19 protein-coding genes are annotated in these 19,130 nt (G+C 69.7%); 10 read left to right on the top strand and 9 right to left on the bottom strand.

Translation table 11 applies throughout. The features are described from left to right. Positions 1 to 206 precede the first annotated feature (206 nt). Positions 207 to 1,043, bottom strand: a complete 837-nt coding sequence (locus ACZ499_RS36470) for a hypothetical protein (RefSeq protein WP_468681024.1) — start codon at positions 1,041 to 1,043, stop codon at positions 207 to 209. 287 nt (positions 1,044 to 1,330) lie between these two features. Between ACZ499_RS36470 and ACZ499_RS36465 the strand changes: the two genes are divergently transcribed. The 5 genes from ACZ499_RS36465 to ACZ499_RS36445 all read left to right on the top strand — a co-directional run bounded on the left by ACZ499_RS36465 (position 1,331) and on the right by ACZ499_RS36445 (position 5,831). Then, positions 1,331 to 2,119, top strand: a complete 789-nt coding sequence (locus tag ACZ499_RS36465) for a hypothetical protein (RefSeq protein ID WP_468681021.1) — start codon at positions 1,331 to 1,333, stop codon at positions 2,117 to 2,119. Between the two features lie 134 nt (positions 2,120 to 2,253). Next, positions 2,254 to 3,339, top strand: a complete 1,086-nt coding sequence (locus tag ACZ499_RS36460) for a nucleotidyl transferase AbiEii/AbiGii toxin family protein (protein WP_468681019.1) — start codon at positions 2,254 to 2,256, stop codon at positions 3,337 to 3,339. A 476-nt stretch (positions 3,340 to 3,815) separates the two neighbouring features. After that, positions 3,816 to 4,298 (top strand): peptidylprolyl isomerase, encoded by a 483-nt coding sequence (locus ACZ499_RS36455; protein WP_468681015.1) that lies wholly within the window; start codon positions 3,816 to 3,818, stop codon positions 4,296 to 4,298. Positions 4,299 to 4,766: 468 nt separating this feature from the next. Beyond that, positions 4,767 to 5,195, top strand: a complete 429-nt coding sequence (locus ACZ499_RS36450; RefSeq protein ID WP_468681014.1) for a hypothetical protein — start codon at positions 4,767 to 4,769, stop codon at positions 5,193 to 5,195. 144 nt (positions 5,196 to 5,339) lie between these two features. Next, the gene (locus tag ACZ499_RS36445; RefSeq protein ID WP_468681012.1) at positions 5,340 to 5,831 is read left to right on the top strand and encodes a hypothetical protein; all 492 of its coding nucleotides are present in this window, start codon (positions 5,340 to 5,342) and stop codon (positions 5,829 to 5,831) included. A gap of 34 nt (positions 5,832 to 5,865) precedes the next feature. Here the strand turns inward: ACZ499_RS36445 and ACZ499_RS36440 are convergent, their stop codons facing one another. From ACZ499_RS36440 to ACZ499_RS36430, 3 genes are all read right to left on the bottom strand, one after another. Continuing rightward, complete coding sequence (locus tag ACZ499_RS36440; RefSeq protein WP_468681010.1) at positions 5,866 to 6,069, bottom strand: hypothetical protein; 204 nt, start codon at positions 6,067 to 6,069, stop codon at positions 5,866 to 5,868. A gap of 27 nt (positions 6,070 to 6,096) precedes the next feature. Continuing rightward, on the bottom strand, positions 6,097 to 6,336 hold the full coding sequence (locus ACZ499_RS36435; RefSeq protein WP_468681009.1) for a hypothetical protein: 240 nt from the start codon (positions 6,334 to 6,336) through the stop codon (positions 6,097 to 6,099). Between the two features lie 388 nt (positions 6,337 to 6,724). Beyond that, a complete protein-coding gene (locus ACZ499_RS36430) occupies positions 6,725 to 6,886 on the bottom strand; it encodes a hypothetical protein (protein WP_468681007.1) in 162 nt (53 codons plus the stop codon). A gap of 1,099 nt (positions 6,887 to 7,985) precedes the next feature. Between ACZ499_RS36430 and ACZ499_RS36425 the strand changes: the two genes are divergently transcribed. Next, positions 7,986 to 8,483 (top strand): hypothetical protein, encoded by a 498-nt coding sequence (locus tag ACZ499_RS36425; RefSeq protein ID WP_468681005.1) that lies wholly within the window; start codon positions 7,986 to 7,988, stop codon positions 8,481 to 8,483. Between the two features lie 30 nt (positions 8,484 to 8,513). Here ACZ499_RS36425 and ACZ499_RS36420 read toward each other — a convergent pair whose 3' ends face one another. The 4 genes from ACZ499_RS36420 to ACZ499_RS36405 form a co-directional block, all read right to left on the bottom strand. After that, on the bottom strand, positions 8,514 to 8,816 hold the full coding sequence (locus tag ACZ499_RS36420) for a hypothetical protein (protein WP_468681003.1): 303 nt from the start codon (positions 8,814 to 8,816) through the stop codon (positions 8,514 to 8,516). Positions 8,817 to 8,904: 88 nt separating this feature from the next. Further along, positions 8,905 to 9,249, bottom strand: coding sequence for a hypothetical protein (locus tag ACZ499_RS36415; RefSeq protein ID WP_389898229.1), 345 nt, complete (start codon positions 9,247 to 9,249; stop codon positions 8,905 to 8,907). Positions 9,250 to 9,827: 578 nt separating this feature from the next. After that, positions 9,828 to 10,625: an SCO4651 family lipoprotein gene (locus ACZ499_RS36410; protein ID WP_468681001.1), complete on the bottom strand. Its 798-nt coding sequence runs from the start codon at positions 10,623 to 10,625 to the stop codon at positions 9,828 to 9,830. Between the two features lie 815 nt (positions 10,626 to 11,440). Next, positions 11,441 to 11,611 (bottom strand): hypothetical protein, encoded by a 171-nt coding sequence (locus ACZ499_RS36405; protein WP_468680999.1) that lies wholly within the window; start codon positions 11,609 to 11,611, stop codon positions 11,441 to 11,443. 1,149 nt (positions 11,612 to 12,760) lie between these two features. Here ACZ499_RS36405 and ACZ499_RS36400 point away from each other — a divergent pair. From ACZ499_RS36400 to ACZ499_RS36385, 4 genes are all read left to right on the top strand, one after another. Then, positions 12,761 to 13,012, top strand: a complete 252-nt coding sequence (locus ACZ499_RS36400; RefSeq protein WP_468680997.1) for a hypothetical protein — start codon at positions 12,761 to 12,763, stop codon at positions 13,010 to 13,012. Positions 13,013 to 14,069: 1,057 nt separating this feature from the next. After that, on the top strand, positions 14,070 to 15,026 hold the full coding sequence (locus tag ACZ499_RS36395) for a DUF6461 domain-containing protein (protein WP_468680996.1): 957 nt from the start codon (positions 14,070 to 14,072) through the stop codon (positions 15,024 to 15,026). Positions 15,027 to 15,994: 968 nt separating this feature from the next. Next, entirely contained in the window at positions 15,995 to 16,201 is a 207-nt protein-coding gene (locus ACZ499_RS36390; RefSeq protein WP_468680994.1) for a hypothetical protein, read from the top strand. Positions 16,202 to 16,940: 739 nt separating this feature from the next. Beyond that, positions 16,941 to 18,158 (top strand): Fic family protein, encoded by a 1,218-nt coding sequence (locus tag ACZ499_RS36385; protein ID WP_468680992.1) that lies wholly within the window; start codon positions 16,941 to 16,943, stop codon positions 18,156 to 18,158. Between the two features lie 742 nt (positions 18,159 to 18,900). On the opposite strand, the gene ACZ499_RS36380 is transcribed toward ACZ499_RS36385, so the two are convergent. Next, positions 18,901 to 19,130 (bottom strand): hypothetical protein (locus ACZ499_RS36380; RefSeq protein ID WP_468680990.1); only part of this gene is annotated, 230 nt, incomplete at its 5' end.

The raw sequence follows: 19,130 nt of genomic DNA, 5'->3' as shown, positions 1-19,130 counted from the left end.
CTCTGTTGGGTGCAGTTCCTCTGGAGGGAAGCCCTGACCTGCAGTGGGGATGGGGGGAGAGGCTGCCCGAACACCCGGATGATCAGGGACTTTCTTCTCCAATCTTGTGTACGTGTTGGGCTGTTGCCCGTCCACCCGATGAGCCACATCAGGCAGGTAGGCGCATTCAATCCAGAACCCAGCTCGCCCCATTCTCGCCGGAGGAGCTACACCTTCCTCAGCTTGTACAGGTCCCAGGAGTCGGGGTCGCCGATGTACTGGTAGAGGGTGGTCCGTTCCTGCGTGCCGCCCACGTTCCAGGGCAGCCACTGGCAGTCCTGGACGCTGACTTTGACCTCCTGGCTCCAGGCGTCCTGTCCAGTATCGAACGTCCAAGTGCCCTCGCCTGTGCACTCCTTCATCACGGAGTTGAAGTCTTCGTCGAGACGATGCTCTTTGACGCCGGACGCGGTGACCCTGCCGTCCGCGGTGAAGGTAAGTGTGGCGCCCTTGCCGTCGGTCCAGGTGCCGACAAGGGCCGGGACGGAGATCGTCGGCGGGTGGTACGCCTTGAGGAGATTCGCTTGGAGGGCTACGCCGCCCAGGACACCGACGCTGATCACGATCAACACGCCCCGCCATGCCATGGTGCCAAGCAGTCCCCGCCGCTGCGACCGGCTGGCCAGGGCCGGGACGGTGAGCGCGACGGTGGTCAACATCCACAGGGTTGTAGCCAGCGCCCAGTCCGCGGCACCCGCGAGAGCGGCCCCCATCGATATGGGCGCGAGGGTCGCCGCCATGACCAGCGGTACCCACCACCAGGCCTCCCGGCCGCCGAACCTCCGCCCCAGCGCTCTGGCCAGCCGGATTGTGGGCAGCACGAAGACTGCCGAGAGCGTGGCTGCGAGGAAGGCGCCTGCCGCTGCCAGGAAGGGCAAGGCCAGCAGACCGAGCGCGTAATTGCCGCCTACATTGGGCGACTCCTGCGTCTGGCCATACACCACAGCCACCACGAGAGCGAGCGCAGTCTCCAGGAACAGCACCACCATCGAGATCCAAAGCATCCGGCCAGCAGACCGCTCGTGCCCCACAGCAAGGCCCTCTCGTGATGCGACATATGAACGCGGCTCCCATCGGCCGACCGTCATACTGCCAGGAGAGTTGAACGTGTTCAATATGAATGTCGTCGCGCTCACCACGGACCCGAACCTCTCAGCACGCTGCAGAAAAGGGCCCCTGATGATCCGGGCGCTCGGGCAGCCCCGCACCCATCCCCACGACAGCCCCAGAGCCTCCCCCCAGAGGAACTGCACCCAGCTCTGTTGGAGGCCGCTCTGCGATGATGCGCAGTGTGGACCACACGGACGCTCTGGTGAGGCTGGGCAGTTGGACTGCCGGGCAGTGGGGCCTGGTGACACAGGCGCAGGCCGCCCAGGAAGGCGTCGATGCTCCCCGGCTGACCCATCTGGTGCAGGCGGGTCTGCTGAGGGCGGTGGACGACGGGATCTATCAGCTGGCCGGGGCGCCCGAGCCGCGGCACGGCGACATCAAGGCCGCCTGGCTTGCGATGGATCCCCAAACGCCCGCATGGCGCCGGCTGCAGCCCGCCCGCCCGGGCGCGGTCATCTCCCACGCGTCCGCCTGCCGCCTGCACCAGCTCGGTGATCTGCCCGCACCGGTGGTGGAGATGATCGTGCCGCCCGGGACGCCCGGTTCGGGGCCGGGCCGGTGCCTGCATGACGGGCCGGTCCTGGATGCCGGGCACATCGCGCTCGTGGACGGACTGCCCGTCACCACGCCCACGCGCACCATCACCGACCTGCTGCACGCCGGAGTCGACGGCGCACACATCGGCGCGGTGATCGCGGACGCGGCCGGCCGCCACCTGGTCAGGCCCGACACCCTCGCCCCTCATCTCCAGCCCTTCACCGCCGCCTACGGGCTGGCTCTCTCGGCGACGGGCCACGACCTGATCGACCACCTCACAGCCCAGGCGGGTGAACGGGTGGGCGCCGAGCAGGTGAGGCGGGTCCTCGTCCAGGCGCGTGTGGAGGACGTCGCCGCCGCCCTGACCCGCCAGCCGGCCGCATGGCGTCAGCAGCTCCGCCAGCACCTGGCGCCCGGCGCGGACGGCGCGTGAGCCCCCAGACGCCGTCCGCGCGTGATGGGCCGGGGCCGGTCCTGGAAGGCGCCTTGGCGCTTCGGCGGGCACGGTGGGCGTCGCACGTACGCTTGAATCCCTGGCCGCCGACCGCCGCTGCTTCGAGGAGCCAGATGGACCAGGCGTACACAACTCCGGCAGCCTTCCACGGCGCACTCAAACACAAGGCCCAACTCACCGCCCGGCACGGCGAGATGGGCGTGGCCGACCTGCTGACGTCCTTCTATTTCAGCCGCCTGGTGGCCCGGGTGTTCCAGGCCCAGCCCGAGCGCTGGATCCTCAAGGGCGGCCACGCGCTGCTCACGCGCTACCACCGCGCGGCCCGCCTCAGCCAGGACGTCGACATCCAGCACGACGGCGTCGCCGGCATCGAGGAAGCCGTCACCGCGCTGTGCGCGGCCGCCCGCAGCGACCTGGGCGACTACCTGCACTTCGAGCCCGCGCGATTATCCACCCACCAAAACGGCGCCGCCGGAGCCAAACAGAAATTTGACGTGTATATGGGCGCCCACCAGGTCGACACCCTGCGCGTCGACGTCGTCGCCGCACTGCGCCCCATCACCGCACCCGACCTGCGCACGGTCACACCGCTGATCGACCTGGGCTGGCCCGCCGACTGGCCCCAGGCACGCCTCTACCCGATCGCCGACCACCTCGCCGACAAAGTCTGCGCGCTGTACGAACGCCACCGAGGCATCCCCTCGACCCGCTGGCGCGACCTGGCCGACATCCTCCTCATCAGCCGGCGCGAAGCCCTCGACGGCCACGCCTGCCAGATGGCGCTGCGTGCCGAGGCCCAGCGCCGCCAGCAGGCAGGAACCGACCTCGACCTCCCCGACAGGTTCGAGCCCCCCGGCCCCGCCTGGCCTGAGCGCTTCCCTGCGGCAGCACTCCAGGTGCCCGGGCTGAACGGCTGCACCACGTGGCCCCAGGCGGCCACCGCAGCGGGCGCCTTCCTCACCCCGCTCCTCGCCGCCCATCCGCCCGGCCACTGGAACCCGGCCGAGGCCGTATGGCACCCCCAGCCACAGCAGGGTCTTGCGTTGACGCCCGCCCGCCTCGCCCGGCTGCGTGCCATCACCGGCGCCGTGACACAGCGGACCACGGCAGCCCCGGCGCCCGCGGCACTACGGCCAGCGCGCCCCCGCCCCGACATCCCGCCCCCGGCCGACGGCCCCTCAAGAACGCCCGGCCGCTGACCAGCGGGCACAGACATCGGTGCAGGCGCCCGCGAGTACACGCAGCGGCATCACCCGCGGGCCGACGATTCAACGCACAGGCAGCCGAAGCGCCAGTCAGCCCCAGAGTCAGACTGTGACTTTGCGCAGTAGCTGTCACCGCGAGGACGGCTCGACCTGGGCTTCTGCTTCGACATGAGCGCGGTAGTTGTCACCAGATTTGCGCCGTGCTTGTCACCGGCGCCCCGACGGCTTTGCAGCCTTGTGGTCATGTGTCGGATGGCGGCCTCGACCCCCTCGACCTCCTGGATCGCGACCCTGCGTCCGCTGGGCACTTCGGGAGGTCGGGGGCGCGCTAATGGTGGGTCCAAACACGGATTGTCGATGACTCCGTGACGCTGCGTAGGTAGGCTGCGCTTGTCCGTGTCCAGTCCGGTCGGAGCGCGAGCCCACGAGGGCGGCTGCCGGGCTGGGCCTGCTGCGTCAGTGGGAGAGTCATGACCAACGTCCTGCTCAAGACCAACTTTGGTGACATCGAGCTCGAACTCGATGCCGAGAGGGCACCCAAGACGGTTGCGAACTTCCTTGCATACGTCGAGAGCCGTCACTACGACGGCACGATCTTCCATCGGGTGATCGAGGGCTTCATGATCCAAGGAGGAGGCTTCGACAAGAGCATGCGGGAGAAGCCGGCTCCGAACAGGGTCGAGAACGAGGCGAAGAACGGGCTGAAGAACGTCAAATACAGCGTGACCATGGCCCGAACGTCAGACCCGCAGTCGGCCTCCGCGCAGTTCTTCATCAACGCCAAGGACAACCAGTTCCTCGACTACCCCGGCCAGGACGGGTGGGGCTACGCAGTGTTCGGCAAGACGGTGCGAGGCACGGACGTCGTTGACAGGATCAACAAGGTTAAGACAGGCACCCAGGACGTGCCTGTCCAGCCGGTCGTCATCGAGTCGGCCGCCGTGGTGGCGTGATCTTAAACTAACCCGACCCGGTCAATCGAGCTGAATCCTCCAGCGCTGGCCGATGATGTCGCGCTTCGGTGCAGATGATCACTTTGAGTCGCGAGGCGGCTGGTGACAACAATCTTGCTCAGGTGACACCTAGCGTGCTCAGTCACACAGACCCCCGAGTGATGCCGCGTACATCCTCACTGTCAGACCCTCCTGCGAGGATAGGAATACATGTTCGCTCACCGCCTGTGGCCAGGGGTGATCCTCAACGCAAGGGGTCGGTATGCGGAACTTCAAAGTGGTGTGGCGGACCGGTGGTGACGCGAGGGTGCGGACCTCTGCCGTGTCGTACTCGGAATCAGCTGCGGAGCACCGTCGCCAGCGGCTGGAAGCCGACGGGGCCGTGGTGCGTGTTGTCGAGGCGGAGCCGGGTGGGGATGTTCCTGGGAGCGTCATCGAGGAGGTACGGGCCGGGGCCGGATCGGCGGCATGACCGGGGACGGCCTGGCGTTCGATCGTCTGGAGATCAGGGTGCTGCCGCCCACTCCCCGCTTCCCTGCCCAGCTGCGGTTGTGGGGCAATGACAAGGACGTGGTCGACGTCGCGGTCGGTGAAGGCGGCCGCGGACCGTACGCGGCTGATGCGCTGCCGGCCGACCGCCCCAGCCCACTGCGGGCGACCGCCCGGGCGCGCCGCCTGGAGCTGGGAGAGCCCCAGTGCACGGGAGGCTGCTGCGGCGTCCTGACCGTGCTTGTGCAGCGGTTCGGGGAGATCGTGTGGTGGTCGCACTGGGAGGTTCCGCGGGCGGCGGACACTCCCGCGCCCTGCCCTGTCCCGGAGTTCCACTTCGAGGCGCGTCAGTACGACGCGGAAGTGGCTCGTGCTGAGGCGGACCGCTGGTGGCAGATTCACCCGTAGTCCAGGACGTGCGGACCCCTGCGGAAGGAGAACGAGGGATGAAGATCAGCCCTGCAGGTGAGATGGCCAGTTGAATGTGACGGTGCAGGGTGGAGGCCGGGTGTCCTGCCGGTGCCCGCCGCGTCTCGGGGAGGGGCAGACGGTATGCCTGAGTACGGTTTTGTCCGCGCGTCGGATGAGGTTCTGGCGGTCCGCTACGAGCTTGCGGCGCGGGTGGTTACGGCGCTGCGGCGCGCCGGTCTGCCCGCTTTCATCGAGGGGGAGGAGAGTTCGCAGGAGGGGGCGGGAGCCAGGGGCGAGGTGAACGCTGACGCGGAGATGGGTGCGGCTGTGTCCGTGTTCTGGGCCTGCGATCCCGCCATGGTCCAGGCCGCCGTCGACAGTCTCCAGGCCGGGCAGGTCGATACGCCGGCCTTCCGGTATGTCGGCACGATGGGTCTGCACATGCAGAGCGCGCTGATCAAGATTCTGTTGTCGTCGGGGATCATTGCCACGCTGGAGAACGACACCATGAACCCGGACGCTGTCCTGGTGTTCGGGACGATGTCCGACCTGCCACCAGCGCTCAGGCCCGCGTTCGTTGTACCGGAACCCGCCGGCCAGCCGTCCCCTGACGGCCCGTCCTCCGCCGTCTGACCAGCCCGGTGCACCGGATACGGCGCCCCCTGCCTCACCCGTCGTCGGTGCCGTTCCCGCACGAGGTGGGGGATACGGCACCGGGCAGGGCCCCCGCGTTCGCCCCCGCACCCGCCCGGCCCCTCTCCTCGTGCTGCGGGGCGTCCGCGCCGTACAGGCCGAACGGGCCCCATTCCCCTGGGTGGCGCGCCCCCAACTGGAGGGTGGCACCCTTCATCCGGTAAGGCCGCGGAATCATGTCCCCTCCGTCCCGTGCGCACCGCCGTCAGGCCACGGTCGGCTGCGCATCGAGCGTAAGGGAAGAGGAGTTCACCGGCACGAGACGACCGGCATCCTCTGGCGCGCTGCCTGCGGATACGGGGCCGTGGTCTGCGAAGCGGGATCGGCTGACGTCCGCGAACTCACTGAGGGTCAGCACGATGAAGCCAAGGCCAAGCTGGCCGGGGTCCGGGCGAGGATCGGCTTCACCCCGTTCCAGGACGGCGTGCACGTCCTGGACTGCCATCTGCAGCGCCCCCGGCCTGATGGCCGCGCGGCAGCGGGAGTTCCGCGCCCACTGTGAGAAGTGACGTCAACAGCACACCTGATGATGCGCTGTGGCCTGCGGGATCGACGCTGGCCCGCGTCTGGCTCGTGCAACCGCGCAGGCGGCCGAGCTGGCCTGGCGTGGGTGACCGGCCGCCGAGCGGGCTGTGTCCAGGGTGGACCGGGCCCGCGTACGTGCGAAGTGGCCGCGGGCCCGGCATGCCGTCGGCCTGTCAGCGACAGCGCTCCCACGCTAAGGGACGGGCGAGCGGGCCGCGCGCTACGGCGCCGACCAACCCGGTGGTGTTGAGGGGACTGGCTCCACGCGGCGGTCGGCGCGCGCTCTCGCAGCGCGCCCCAACTCCTGGTCACTCCTGGAGCCGGGTCGGGACGATGTTGTGCTTCATGGCGAAGGCCACGTCAGCGATCCTCACCGAGGACTGCCGGCGGTATTCACGGACGAAGGCGAGATACTCGTCAGGGTCTTCAGGGGGAACATCGCCGTCCACTTTCGCGTAGTCGGCGCGCACGGTCTTCCCGTTCGCCAGGAGGTCAGCGGCTCCATGCTGCCAGACCGCCTTGCCCGGCTTCCATCAGTGCCGAAACGGCATTCTGAAACGTCATCTCGCCCGTGTCCACAGCGTGCCCGCAGGGGCGCGGGCGTGGCACCGGTGCGGGGGCATTCGTGCGGGTGGTGCTGGTCGGGCTCCATGTGCCGGAGGGCGAGCTGCTGTTCGCGGGGCAGCTCGTCGAAGAAGCGGGCCGCTGCGAAGCGAGTCTGTTTCTCCGTGAGGGCCTCGTCGCGGTCGGTGGCGTCCAAGGCGGCCCACGCGGCTGTGCACCAGGGGGTGCTGGCCTGGGGAAAGGCGTGAAGTGTCCCGTGGTCGAAGCACCAGGCGTAGGTGACCGGTCCGGTGGTAGGCATGAACATTCTCGCGTGTACGGGGCTGCTCAGGCCTCTGCCGCGCTGATCTGCCGGTGCGGCGGGCCGGGGTCGGTTCAGCGGGAAGGGGCCGGGTGGTGGTGGCGGGGCGGGTAGCGTCGCCGGCGTGGCGGTGGGCGAGGCGAGTGCGAGCAGCAGCGCGGCGGGACCGGGGGCCGGCGGGCGGGCGTTGGCGGTGTGCCGGGGGCAGCAGCGGCTGGAGGCCGGCCTGTGGCGGGCTCTGCGGGACCAGGACGAGATCATGGACGAAGCCCTGGCGGAGGAGGAGTTGGGTCTGCTGGCGGCCTGCGCGGGCCGCGCCTGCCTGCACCTGCGCGTCGACCCGATCCTGCTGGGCTGGTTGATGGCGGTGATGCCACCGGCCCTGATCGGGCCGGGCGCGGATGCGGAGCTGGCGGGCCTTGCGGGACTGCGGGTCCTGGCATGCACCGACGTCATCGAGTTGCGGCTGATCGACGGCCACGGCCGCCTGGTCCTGCCCACCGATAGCGAAGGGCACCGAACCGTACGCGAGTGGGGCCGCGATCAGGACTACACCCTGTGCGAGCGGGGCTGCCCGCCCCTGCCCTGCCTCTCCGGCGTCGAGAGCACCGGACACCGCGACCTGATGCACCCGTTGGGCACCGCCCCGGTCCTGCACCGGGCCGAGCGTGCGGCACTCCTGCAGGAGGAGGACCCCCTGAGCGATGCCCAGGACAGCCGCCGCCTGTGCGCCCGTCTGGCCCGCCTGCCAAGCCTGCGGACCGCCCACACCCTGCCGCCCGTCCTCGCCCTCGGCCCGCCCCCAACCAGCCTGCCCCGCCCGCGCACCGCCCACCATCCGCGCATCTGCCGCATCCTGGGGCCGGACCTGTTCACCCCGGTGCCCGGGTCCGCGCTGCGCGGCGGAACTGGGCGACGCGCTCGCCCTGCAGCTGCTTCAGCTGCTGGAGGCGGGCACCGTCGCGCCTGGAGACGTCCTGCTCGATGTGACCGGCATCGTGACCCGGCTGCGCGACCGCAGCGCCGCCATCCAGTGGGGCCAGCTGGTCCTTCAGCATGTCGCCCAGCGCCACCACCTGCTGCGCTACCGCCCCCGCAGCCCCAGCGATCCCGGCTCTGTGCGCCGGGGGCATGTGTGGGCGGTCAGCGAGGCGGCGCTGACGATGGCACCTCTCGCCCGGCGCAGCCTCGCCCCCGGGTAGGACAGCGGGGCGGGCGCCGGGCGCACGGCGTCAGCTCCTGGCGAATGCGGTGCAGGCCAGCACGGCTGTGGCGTCGGCGTTGAGGAAGAGCATGAACGGCCATGCCCTGTCCGCGCTGTTGAGACGACCGATCCGGATGCCTTGGCCGGCTGCGTGGTCGAGGACGTCGACGGTGTGGGTGAGGGCGATCGTCGGCTGGCCGCGCTTTTCGGTGAGCCGTAGTCTCCTGCGGTAGGTGGCGGCGAGCCGGTCCGCCGGGACCAGGCAGCCGCAGCACCCGGCGGGTGGGAGTGGCCACGGTGAAGGGGCCGTGGCAAGGCGCGCCGTCCACACGGCGTCAGGACGCGCCGCTGGCCGTCTGCGTCTTCCACTCCTTCACCTGGACCATTCCCTCGGGAACTTCCCGTGTCCTCCGACCTGTTCAGCCCTTGATCTCCCGGACCAGGTTGCGGTCGTCGTCGTAGAGCTCAAGGGTGAAGCGCAGGTCGAACCGTGTGAGCAGTGCTGCGAGATCGTCGAGCCGGTCCGGGGCGATGACGCCGTTCAGCAAGGTGGCAGAGCCGTCGAACGGGTCGGCTTCGAAGCAGCACCAGCTGGTCTCGATTTCGTACCCTTCCCAGGAGGACGACCGCGACCGCCACCCGGCCCGCACGAAACGCTCGGCCACCCGCGAGGCGTCCCGGCTGCCCGGCAGCAGCCCGCACAGGTTGTTGTCGCTCTGCGCCCACCTGTCATCCAGGGCCGGGCCGTCATCCGATAGGTCCACATCCGGATTATGGATCACCAGCCGGCTGCTGACCCAACAGGCTTCCTCGCCAATGATCCATGAAATGGGGCCTGTTGCGGCCGCAGGTTCGCGCGGACGCGCCGAGACAGCGCTCTCGCCATGGCTGGGGCGGAGCGGTCCCTGATGCCATGAAGGGCTCCACCGCCGTTGACGATCAGCTCCAGGCTGTGGCCGCTCACACCTCGCAGGCGCTCGAAGCCGTGCTCGGCCCCGGCCGGGCGAGGGAGCTCGACAACCTGCCGGACTTGGTACACGACCATCCGTCGTTGCTGTACGAAGCCAAGGAGCGCGGCCGCATGCAGGTCTGCCAGCACCTGGCGAGCCCGACTCAAGGCGTCTGTTCGGCGAGCAGCCCGATGTCCTGCGCTGCGGAGCATGCGCGTTCGAGGACGGCGCGGACCGCCGGTGCTCCCCGTGCGGCAGCGAGGCCGGCCCAAACGCCGCAAGGAACGTGTTCCCGTACGAGTCGTTGTGTTCTCCCTCCACCGCTGTCCATCCTGTTAAGCGGCGGGCGGACGCTCTCCAGGACACCTTCTGATCCATGCCACGGAGGTGGGTCAGCCGGGCAGGACGCCGCCGGTGACGGTGACCGGCTGGGCGTCGGTCGCGGGCGCGGTGACGTCGACGGGTTTGCCGTGGTCGCTGAGGTTGAGGGTGGTGTTGAGGTGGAGGGTGTCGAAGTCGAAGGAGAGCCGGGCGCGGACGAGTTGGCCGTGCGGGTTGATCCAGGCTTCGGCGTAGACGGGAAGGTCGGTGCCGAGCGCGTCGCGTATCGCGTCGGCCTGTTCGCGGGCCTTGGCCGCTTGGCGGAGGGTGATGGTGGCGTGGTCGAGGATGCCCCGGTAGCGCACGCACCGGGCGCCGCTGATGGTGTCCTCGCCGCCCTTGGTGACGCGTCGCATCGCGGCGATCTGCACCAGGACGTGCTCGGGATCGTTGACGGGCGCGCGCAGCAGGTAGTGGGACTGTGCAGCCGTGCGCTCCAGCCTGCTCCACGTGCGCGAGGTGTTCTTGTTGTTGCGCAGGTAGACGGTGCCCGAGGTGAAGACCTCGTCGAGGTGGCTGATGGCGCCGCCGGGGAAGTCGACCGCCAGGCGGCCCTTGTCCGCGGCCATGTCGAAGCTGCCGGTCACCGTGAGGGGGAAAGAGCCGCGGTCGTCACCGACTTCGACCTTCTCGTCGATGCGCGCCGTGGTCGCGCGGGTTGCGGCGACGGCAGCCCGTACGAGAGCTCCGGCATCGCCGGGGGAGGGGGAAACGGCGCGCGGGTGCGCCGTATCGGGCGTAGCCGGGGAGCGGGAGTCCGTGGACTGGGAGCAGCCCGCGCACAGCAGTACGGCAGCACTGGCAGACACAAGCACACGGCGCACGACAACCCCCAAGATCCCGTAGCTGGGCCGCCCCCCACACCCCGCAGCCCACAGCAGACGCACAGGATGTCATGCCCGCCTCACTCCGAGTGGAGCGGGGCAGACAGCTGAGGCAGCCTCCAACCGCAGCAGAGCGGGCCAGGACCTTCCACGTGGCTGCCGCCAGCCGCGGACTACCGGTGCCAGTACGTCACCGAATGGGTGGCCGACAAGATCCGCTGGGGCCTGAGTATCGACCCGGCCGAACAAGCGGCCCTGGGCGAGACGCTGACGGGCTGTCCCGACGAGTAGATCAGCGTCACCCGCGCCCGCTGACGCCCTCGGCCGGGTCCGCCGCGCGTGGCTTCTTGATGGCAGGAGCACCCTGACGCCGCCGTTGAAAGGCTGGCCGCATCGGCCCGCCTCGACGCGTGCTGCGCACCGTCGAGAGCCACCCACGCCCTTTTGCCGACTTCCGCGCGACCGGGCGGGTGTCCAGGGGTGTCGTGGCAGAGGGGGGTTACATGCCGCGGTCCGGACTGCTCCACGGTTGTGTGCGTTCGTCGGGGGTCATGGGAAGGGGGCGCAGTTGTACGGGGCCGGGGTAGAAGGCGGATGTGTGGGGGCCGGCCATGTCTTCGCCGGTGAGGTAGTGGTAGAGCCATTCGGCGAAGCCCATGTCGTATCGTGCCCAGCCGCCTTCCCCGTCTTCGGTCAGGAGCCAGGGGGCTGTGTCCTGCGCGGCGGCGAGGAAGAGCGTCTCGCCCCGGTCGGTTCCCGTGAGCGGCCACAGTCCCTCGCGGTGCCGAAGTTCAGCTCCTTCAGCCCGAACAGCACACGCGGGTCTTCGTCCGGGTCGAGGTCCCCCAGGACACCTGGGACCAGGCATGCACCGTGTCCCGTATCTTGCGGCGCAGGTTCCAGCGTTCGGTCGCGGGGTGGTGCAGGTACAGGTGGCCGTTGAGCTGGACGGGCGCGTACGCGTCCACCACGACGTGATAGTCGGCGGGCAGCTGGATGGCGAGCTCTGCGTGGAGGCGGTCCCAGGCGGCGGGGTCCGCGTAGCGGTTTCGGGCCCGGGCCGAGCATCGCCATGGCGGCCTTCAGATAGTCGGTCATGGGGATCCCTTGCTGGTGTACGCGCCGTCTTTGCGGCAGGCAAGCCCGCTATGGGGCGTCTGGTTACGGTAGGAATCATCCCAACCTGCGAGCCGGTTGCGGGTGCCGGGTTCCAGCGGGGTCTGCTCAGGACGCTGATCGTGCGACACGCATGCGGTCGCCGCCTGCACCGCCTCTGACTCCCGCTGGTCGGGCCCGCAGGCCTGGCGGCACGGGCAGGGCCGCAGCCAGCTTCTCGCCCATCGAGGCGTGTCTCTTTCGCTGCCGCTGCTGGGGGCTCGTTGGGGCCGAGGTTGATCGCGACCGGCCCTGACGCCCGGTGGCGCCTGCCGGGGCGGCAAGGACGCTACCGCGCGAGGACGTTGACCGGCCGAACTCGCGGCCGCAGCACACCGGTACAGGCGCGGCCGCCCGCCACCGGCCGCCTATGAGCGGGGCTGCTGAACGCAGTTCCCGGCGGGGCATCGGCTTCATCAATGGGCCCCGCCGGGCGTTCCCAGCCTGTCATACGCCCCGCTCACCAGCTGGTGAGGTGGGGAGCGTTGCCGCTGGGAGCGGCACCGGGACCGGCCCGGGGCGCGCGCCGGGTCAGTCCTGCTCGGCGCGGGGCAGAGCGCGTCCCCAGCCCGGGTCACGGTGCAGGTCCCCGTTCGGGTTGGCGCCTCGTACGCCCCAGACTCTGTCGCGGCGGATCATCTGCTGCTCCCTCCCGTCACGCGCGCGGTGGGGCGCGGCTCCCGCAACCGCAACGACGCGGTGATCATCTGTCACGGCAGATGTTCCTCCATGCCGTGCGGTGGGATCCCTTCCTGATGGCACAGGAGCTCCGTGCGACCGTGTCTCCTTCCCCGGTCTGCCTCTGTGCGGCAGTGGCCCCTCAAATGGCTGGAGTTGCTGGCGGGCACGTGGTGGAGTTGCCGGTATGAGCTTGTTGCGGCACCCGGGACTACCTGGATGCTCCCGATGGTGTCTCGGAGACGGCCGGTTTCGAGCGGTGGCGTACGAGTGTGTGGGGTTCGCCCATGGTCCGCTCGCTCGGCGCGCGGTTCTTTCCCCGCCTGGCCGGCGGCGACCTCTACGTCGAGCCGGACGAGGCCGGTGCCTTCCTCGACGAGTGCGCACTGCTCGCTTCCCGCGTGCCGCTGATCGTCGCGGGCATGGACCCCGGCCGCAGTGTTGAGGAGCACACGCACCACCTGACCTCGAAGCTGGCCCACATCAGCCACGCCGCCCGCCGCGCAGTTCAGGCTGGTGGCGGCATCGTGATCTGGTAGGGACCGGGGAGCGCTGTGGGTTGCGCGGGGCTGGGCAGGTATTCGCACGGCTCTAGTTCCGCGAGGAGCGGCCCCTCACCTTGCGGGCCTTGGCCGGGCCGCGCCGGTACCGCTGTCAGTTCGCTGCCGCTGCCGGGGCTTGTTGAGGCCGAGGATGGTCAGCAGGGGGAAGCCATTGAGTGCCCGGGGAGGAACCGGATTGGCTTGGTGTGCGGCCTTGGCGGGTTCTCGTCGTCTGCCGGGCGCCGCTCATGACGACGAGGGTGGCGGCCGCACGCTGTGCGGGCAGAGACCCCTTGGTGTTCGCTGGCCGTTCTTGGGAGACTGACGATACGGCGCCTCCGGAAGGCCGGTCGGGTCAAGAAGCGGTGTGGGTGCCAGCCGCACGCGTGGCATGCGAGCGGTGCCTTCGCGAACCCGTCGGACCCATCAAACACCACCACACTCATGACCTCGCTCACATACGCACGCGATCAGGCGCACGGTGTTGCTGATGTCGCCATCCCCGGCACCGTGCACTCCCGGTTGTCAGCAGCGCGCCCTGATGTCGGAGGATGAACTCCTTGCCGATCCCGCGCCCGAACGACCATTGGCTGATCAGGGTCACCGTCCGGGCAGCGCGCACCGGGAACACCCACGGGAGCGAGCAGCTGGCTGTGCTGCGTTCCGTGGCCTCCTACGATCCCGCCTCTCAGACCTGGTGCACCCTCATCGGCGCGCTCGACCTGGAGGGTCTGCGCACGCTGCAGGCTCTCTTCGATGCGGCACGACTGTTCGGGGCGGACATCCAGCTGGAGCCCTCGCCGGTCAGGGGCCGACGTTCACGAGCGACGGCCAGATATCGGCTCTTGTCGTGGCGTACTTCGACCAGGGGCGTCCCCTGGGCCAACTGCTGTCCTGAGCCGTCCGGCACGCTCGCGGCGGTTGATCGGCATGCGAGGTGACCTGGTCCGGGATGCCGCGCAGGGCCAGCCTTGGATGCAGGGGCGCGGGGTGGTGTCGGAGCCGTGTGGGAGTGTGGGGGTGGAGTCGTTGGGCGGGGTGGGGGAGGGGCACGATGGCGGCGCAGGATGGTTGGGCGGGGATGGGCTGGGACTGGACGGATCACGGCGACATCCGGGAGCGTCTGGAGCGGGGTGCTGATCCGGAGGCGTGGAGCGGGGGGCGGCCTCTGCACCGGGCGGCGGTGCTCGGCTCGGCGCAGGTGGTCGCGGAGCTGGCCGGGCGGGTCGCGGACGTGGATGCGCTGGAGATGGGGGTGACGGCGTTGTGGGAGGCCGTTGTGTCCCGGCGGCCGGACAATGCGCTGGCTCTGGCTGCTGCTGGGGCTGATCCGTGGCGGGAGTTGATCGGCGGCTGGTCGGCGGGGCGGTTGAGTCTGGCCGGGCCGACGCCGCACCTGTTCGCGCTGCCGGCCGGTGAACGCGGCCTGACCGAAGCAGAGCGCACCACGGCCGCGGAGGGCCTGCGGCTCGTGGACGCACTCGGCAGGTTTCACTACGAAGGCACGGGGCTGGCCTGTGTGGCCGGGATCGATGCGGCCGAAGCGGTGAGCCGTCTGCAGGCCACGCCAGCCGATCACGGCCTGGTCGCGGAAGTGCTGGAAGCCCCGTACGCACACGAGATGGACGACATCTTGCAGATCATCGGTGTGACGTCCGTGCCGGGCGGCTGCGTGGTGACCCAGCCCTGGGGATACGCGCCGAGCACGCCCGGCGTGCTGACCCGGCTGTCCGCCGGCACCCGCTGCTACGGCCTGTACGCCAACGCCAAGAGCGGCAACCAGGGCAGCATCGCCCGCGACGGCACCATCGCCGGCCGGGACCTGAGCCCCGGCGGCGGACCCCACGAGAGCGACACCGCCGAGGAAGTCCTGGCTGCCTATCTCTACCAGTACCACGCGGTGGCCTACGCCTGCGCCTTCGCGGGACTGCGTCCCGCCGATGCGCGCGCGGTCACCGGGCCCCCTGACGTGTGGGTCCAGCTGCCCCGCCGTGACTACTGGAGCCAGTGACACGGGCGAGGCCGAGGGGGTGCGAGCTCCGGCGCCCGGTGGCTCGGCGAGGTGGGGTGTTGCGCGGCCAGGTCGGCGCAGAGGCGCGGGATGAGGGCGCAGGTGTCGGCGTACTGTGCTGTGAGTGCTCCACCAAGTACGTAGATATGTGCGCCAGTAGGCAGTGTGAGCCAGTCACGTCATCCCGTGGGCACGGCGGTGGCAGGGCGATGAACGTCCAGGATGACTGCGGTGCCGGCCACGGTTCGGTCCTCGTGCATGGTGATGTGCTGGCCGGGCTGGACGTGCGCGGATGTTCACGACTCCGGGAAGCGGCGCAGGCGCCCAGGAGGCAGGGCTGTGACACGAGCGTCCGCGGCCTGCGGTGCGCTGAGGACAAAAAAGCCCGGCTACGGACGCAGGTCGTCGGCCGTGGCCGTGCCGTCGCCGACTGCCACACCCGCGCCGCTCCTGCCTTGATAGATTTGAACTCGTTCAAGTCTATTGGTTGAGGGTCGCTGGGGGCTGCTCATGGCGGTGGGTGTGCTCGTGGGTGGGGCGCTGCTGACGGTATTCGCGGTGGGGGTGACAGGGGCGGTCTTGGGCCTGCACGGGTTTCTGCTCGGCCGGTTGCCGGGCCGGTGGCTACAGCGTCACGTTCACCGTCCCCGGGTGTGGGGAGCGGGCGCCCTGCTCATGGCGGCCGGCTGGGGCTCCCCGTCCCTGTGTGTTGTCGGCCTGGGGCTGGTGGCTGTGGGGCATGTTGCGACGCCGGTTCCATGATCCGGCAGGAGAGGGCTCCGGTTTGGGGCGCGCTCACGCCAATCCCCCGCTGGCCGCCCCCGTACGACCACGCCGCTACGTCCGTCCTGAACCCGCCGTCCCGCCTCTCGTCTCGGCGGGGGCGGGTTGTCAGACCCGCCCGCCAGAATGGGAGTACACGTTCGAGCCACTGTGGTGGCGGCCGGTAATGATCCCCGGGGGTATAGATGCGGAACTTCAAAGTGGTGTGGCGGGACAGCGAGGGAGGAGTGCGCTCGTCTGCCGTGTCGTACTCGGCCACTGCGGTCGAGGACCGCAAGCAGCAGCTTGAGGGCGACGTAGCCGTGGTGCGCGTCGTCGAGGTGGCGCCCGGCGCAGACGTCCCCACAGGCGTCGTTGAGGAGATGCGGGCGGGACTGCCGTCGGCAGCCTGACCCTGCGGGCAGGCACGGGCTCCGCGGAGCGGTGGTGGGCGCGGACGTGTCGATCCGTGGCCGTCACCGCTGTACACGTCCTGACCCGGCCTGATGTGATCACGTGATGGTCGTGCTGATGCTTGTCTTTGCCGGTTTCGCGGTGTTCGGCCTGTTCGGCCTGGTGTTGATCAGGGATTTTCGTGGGGTGCGGTCGTGGTTCGAGGCCGAGGGGAACCCGGACGCGTACACCCGCACGTGGCGCAGGCGCGGCATGCTGGGGTTCGCCTGGATGGCCGTGTTCGGTTCGTGTACGTCGTCGTCGGCTTCGGTATCCGCGCCCTCGTGTGATCCCGTGCGGCAGGGTCCCCTCTGCCGCCGCACCCCGGCAGGGCACTCGGGCCATCGCCATACGGAAGCGCCCCCGGGCGCGTGCAGGGCCCGTCGTCGACGCCCCCTGTGCCGGATCTCGCCGGTGACCTGCGCGCGGTCATGTGACTGCGGGAGGATGGATACCCCCAAGTCCCCGTCCCCCGCCCCGGCGGCTCATGCTGTGGAGTAATCCATTTGCCTGGCAGCAGGGTGGGCGTGGCAGGCTTACGCGGTGTTTTCTCCCCTGTGGCCTCGCGATCTGATCTGGGACGAGGTGGACCCCGCGCGTCATTGCTTCAACAGTGAGACGGCGGCGCGAGTGGTGCGCTCGCTGGCTCCGGCCGGCTGCGTACCCAGCCGCCCGGACGTACCCCTCATCGATCCCGCGATGAGTGACTGGAGCCGGGGCGAGGCCGAGCTCTGGGCGGATGCCATGTCGTATGCCTTGATGCAGCACTACGGCCGCTGGGCCGTGGGCTGGCGCTGGGCGCACGACGAAGGGGACTTCGACGGCGGGCCTGTGGGGAGCTGGTGCTGCCCGCGCGACTCGGTCACCACCCCGCAGGAGACACTGGACCGGGTCATCGCGGCGCTCTGCGAGTGGCGGTCGTGGCTGGAGAGCCTCGCCGGGTGGTTCGAGGCCTACCCGCTGGACCTCGACGGCATCGAAGACCAGCGGATCTTGTGGGAGCGCACCGTCCGGAATCTGATCCTGCAGGTCGTCGACCGCACCGGCTGCGGCAGCGGGTGGTACGGGCATTGCCGACAGGTGCTCACCTGGTTCCTCGACCATTCGGGGGTCGCGCCGGACGTTGCGCGAGAGCTCGTGGACGAGGCGATCGGCGGGCGGTTCCGCAGCTGGAGCGGCCCCGACACGGTGCTGGTCGACGACGTCGCGGAACGCGTCACGCAGAGGCTGTCGCCGGACAACCGGCCGCGGCTGCCCGCTCAGCCTGCCCTCGACCACCTGGAGCGGTGGCTCGCCGTACGCGAAACGGTGGCCTGGCACGAGGCCCAGGACCGCGGAGGGCATGAACCGGTGACGCCGACACGCGACGGCGCCGCCGAAGACATCCGCGCCTTCGACGGCGCCTTGGACTCCGCCCGCGCAGAGGGCCTGCTCGCCGCACTCGCACGGCTCCGGGCCGACGCGGCGCGCGGCGCCCCCCTCGACTTCGCACTGCTTCAGGGCTGGCAGCAGCACGTCCTGGGTACACCTCGCCTGCCGGCGTTCCGCTCCCTGCCCGCCTTCGCCAAGGGAGGCCGGGAGCGCTACGGCATCGCCTCGGACACACACTCCCGCCTCGACGCCTGCCTGGCCGAGAGCGCCAAGGGCAACGGCACGCCGCTCCGCCTGGCCGCCCGGGCCGCACGCGCCTATCTCGACGTGTGCTTCCTCCACCCCTTCGACGACGGGAACGCCCGCTCCGCCTTCCTCACCCTCGCCTTCGTCCTTGCTCGCGAAGGCGTCGCCCTCGACAACGTTGGCCTGCTCCGCCGTATCTCCTTCCAGGCCGCCGACACCCAGGACGCAGTGATCCTGACCCGCTATATCGACCTCCACATCGCGGAAACACGGCGCCGCACCCTCTCCGCCAGTTCGTAGCACGCCCCGCCGTCGGCGCGAGCGCGGCGTCCGCGGCGCCCTCCCGTATGTCCTGCGCTGCCCGGTCCACAGGAGCGCTGGTGTACGCATCCGCGCTGATGTCGTGAATCAGTGATTCTGGTCAGTGGGGGAGGCTATGACCTGCGGGTCGTTCAGTTGCACTGGGCGGTGCTCGGCGCCGCTCGGTGAAGGTGAGCACCGGGGTGGCGTGTTCGGCGGAGTGGGCGCCTGTCACCTGAGTTTTGTCGGTGTTGCGGGCGGGTGTGCAGGTTGGATGAGTGGGTGTGCGCCTTCACTGGTTTTGGACATCCAGGGTCATGCTGGGGATCGGTATCCAGATGGGGCATGGGGCAAAGGGATCGGCCTACCAGGGTGTGTGGTTCGGGTTGACAGGCGTGCTCGGTGGCCTCCCTGGCCCCTTCAAGGGACATGGCGGTGGCCACCTCCGTATGACCCTCCGCCACCCGTACGAGGACCGGCAGCTGACCTTCGATCGGCACGCCGAGTGGTACAGGCCAACGCATATTCTGCTCCTCGCCGAGCTGATGGCGCAGACAGTCGCTGTTGGCGATGCTCACCGGCTCGGCGACGGCGACTGGCTTGCATTGGGCGGTCGGGCGCCGGGAGCTCGTGACGTCCTGGCCGATCGGCCGTCAGCCCGCGGCAGTGGTGCAAGCGGCCCTGAAGGACTAACCAGCTCTGGCCAGGAGAGGCAGACGGCTCTTCCTCTCCGCCTATGTGATCAAAAGGGAGCGTAGAGGAAGGCACTGACAGTCAACGAACGGCTGATGGCTTTGTTCGCGAGTTTGTTTCGACAGCGGTTGTTCATCGTCTCGGGAGGCACCCGGATCGCGTCGAGGTTGATGTTCACGAAGAGGGACAGCACCCCGCCGTCGAGATTCCAGTCGGGCAGGGCGGGTCTCGGCATCAGGGGTGCACGCCGCCGCCCGAGCCGGTTCTGTGGGCTGCCCG

It is taken from the genome of Streptomyces sp. NPDC031265 (assembly GCF_055570295.1).
The sequence above is the reverse complement of the archived record's forward strand: the minus strand, read 5'-3'. Positions and strand labels throughout refer to the sequence as shown.

What these genes read in the sequence shown, in the direction of transcription:
- ACZ499_RS36390 (WP_468680994.1), top strand. Translation starts at nt 15,995, where the DNA reads ATGCGGAACTTCAAAGTGGTGTGGCGGGACAGCGAGGGAGGAGTGCGC.
- ACZ499_RS36400 (WP_468680997.1), top strand. Translation starts at nt 12,761, where the DNA reads ATGGTCCGCTCGCTCGGCGCGCGGTTCTTTCCCCGCCTGGCCGGCGGC.
- ACZ499_RS36445 (WP_468681012.1), top strand. Translation starts at nt 5,340, where the DNA reads ATGCCTGAGTACGGTTTTGTCCGCGCGTCGGATGAGGTTCTGGCGGTC.
- ACZ499_RS36470 (WP_468681024.1), bottom strand. Translation starts at nt 1,043, where the DNA reads ATGCTTTGGATCTCGATGGTGGTGCTGTTCCTGGAGACTGCGCTCGCT.
- ACZ499_RS36460 (WP_468681019.1), top strand. Translation starts at nt 2,254, where the DNA reads ATGGACCAGGCGTACACAACTCCGGCAGCCTTCCACGGCGCACTCAAA.
- ACZ499_RS36450 (WP_468681014.1), top strand. Translation starts at nt 4,767, where the DNA reads ATGACCGGGGACGGCCTGGCGTTCGATCGTCTGGAGATCAGGGTGCTG.
- ACZ499_RS36455 (WP_468681015.1), top strand. Translation starts at nt 3,816, where the DNA reads ATGACCAACGTCCTGCTCAAGACCAACTTTGGTGACATCGAGCTCGAA.
- ACZ499_RS36385 (WP_468680992.1), top strand. Translation starts at nt 16,941, where the DNA reads ATGAGTGACTGGAGCCGGGGCGAGGCCGAGCTCTGGGCGGATGCCATG.
- ACZ499_RS36395 (WP_468680996.1), top strand. Translation starts at nt 14,070, where the DNA reads ATGGCGGCGCAGGATGGTTGGGCGGGGATGGGCTGGGACTGGACGGAT.
- ACZ499_RS36435 (WP_468681009.1), bottom strand. Translation starts at nt 6,336, where the DNA reads ATGGCAGTCCAGGACGTGCACGCCGTCCTGGAACGGGGTGAAGCCGAT.
- ACZ499_RS36425 (WP_468681005.1), top strand. Translation starts at nt 7,986, where the DNA reads ATGCCCAGGACAGCCGCCGCCTGTGCGCCCGTCTGGCCCGCCTGCCAA.
- ACZ499_RS36440 (WP_468681010.1), bottom strand. Translation starts at nt 6,069, where the DNA reads ATGATTCCGCGGCCTTACCGGATGAAGGGTGCCACCCTCCAGTTGGGG.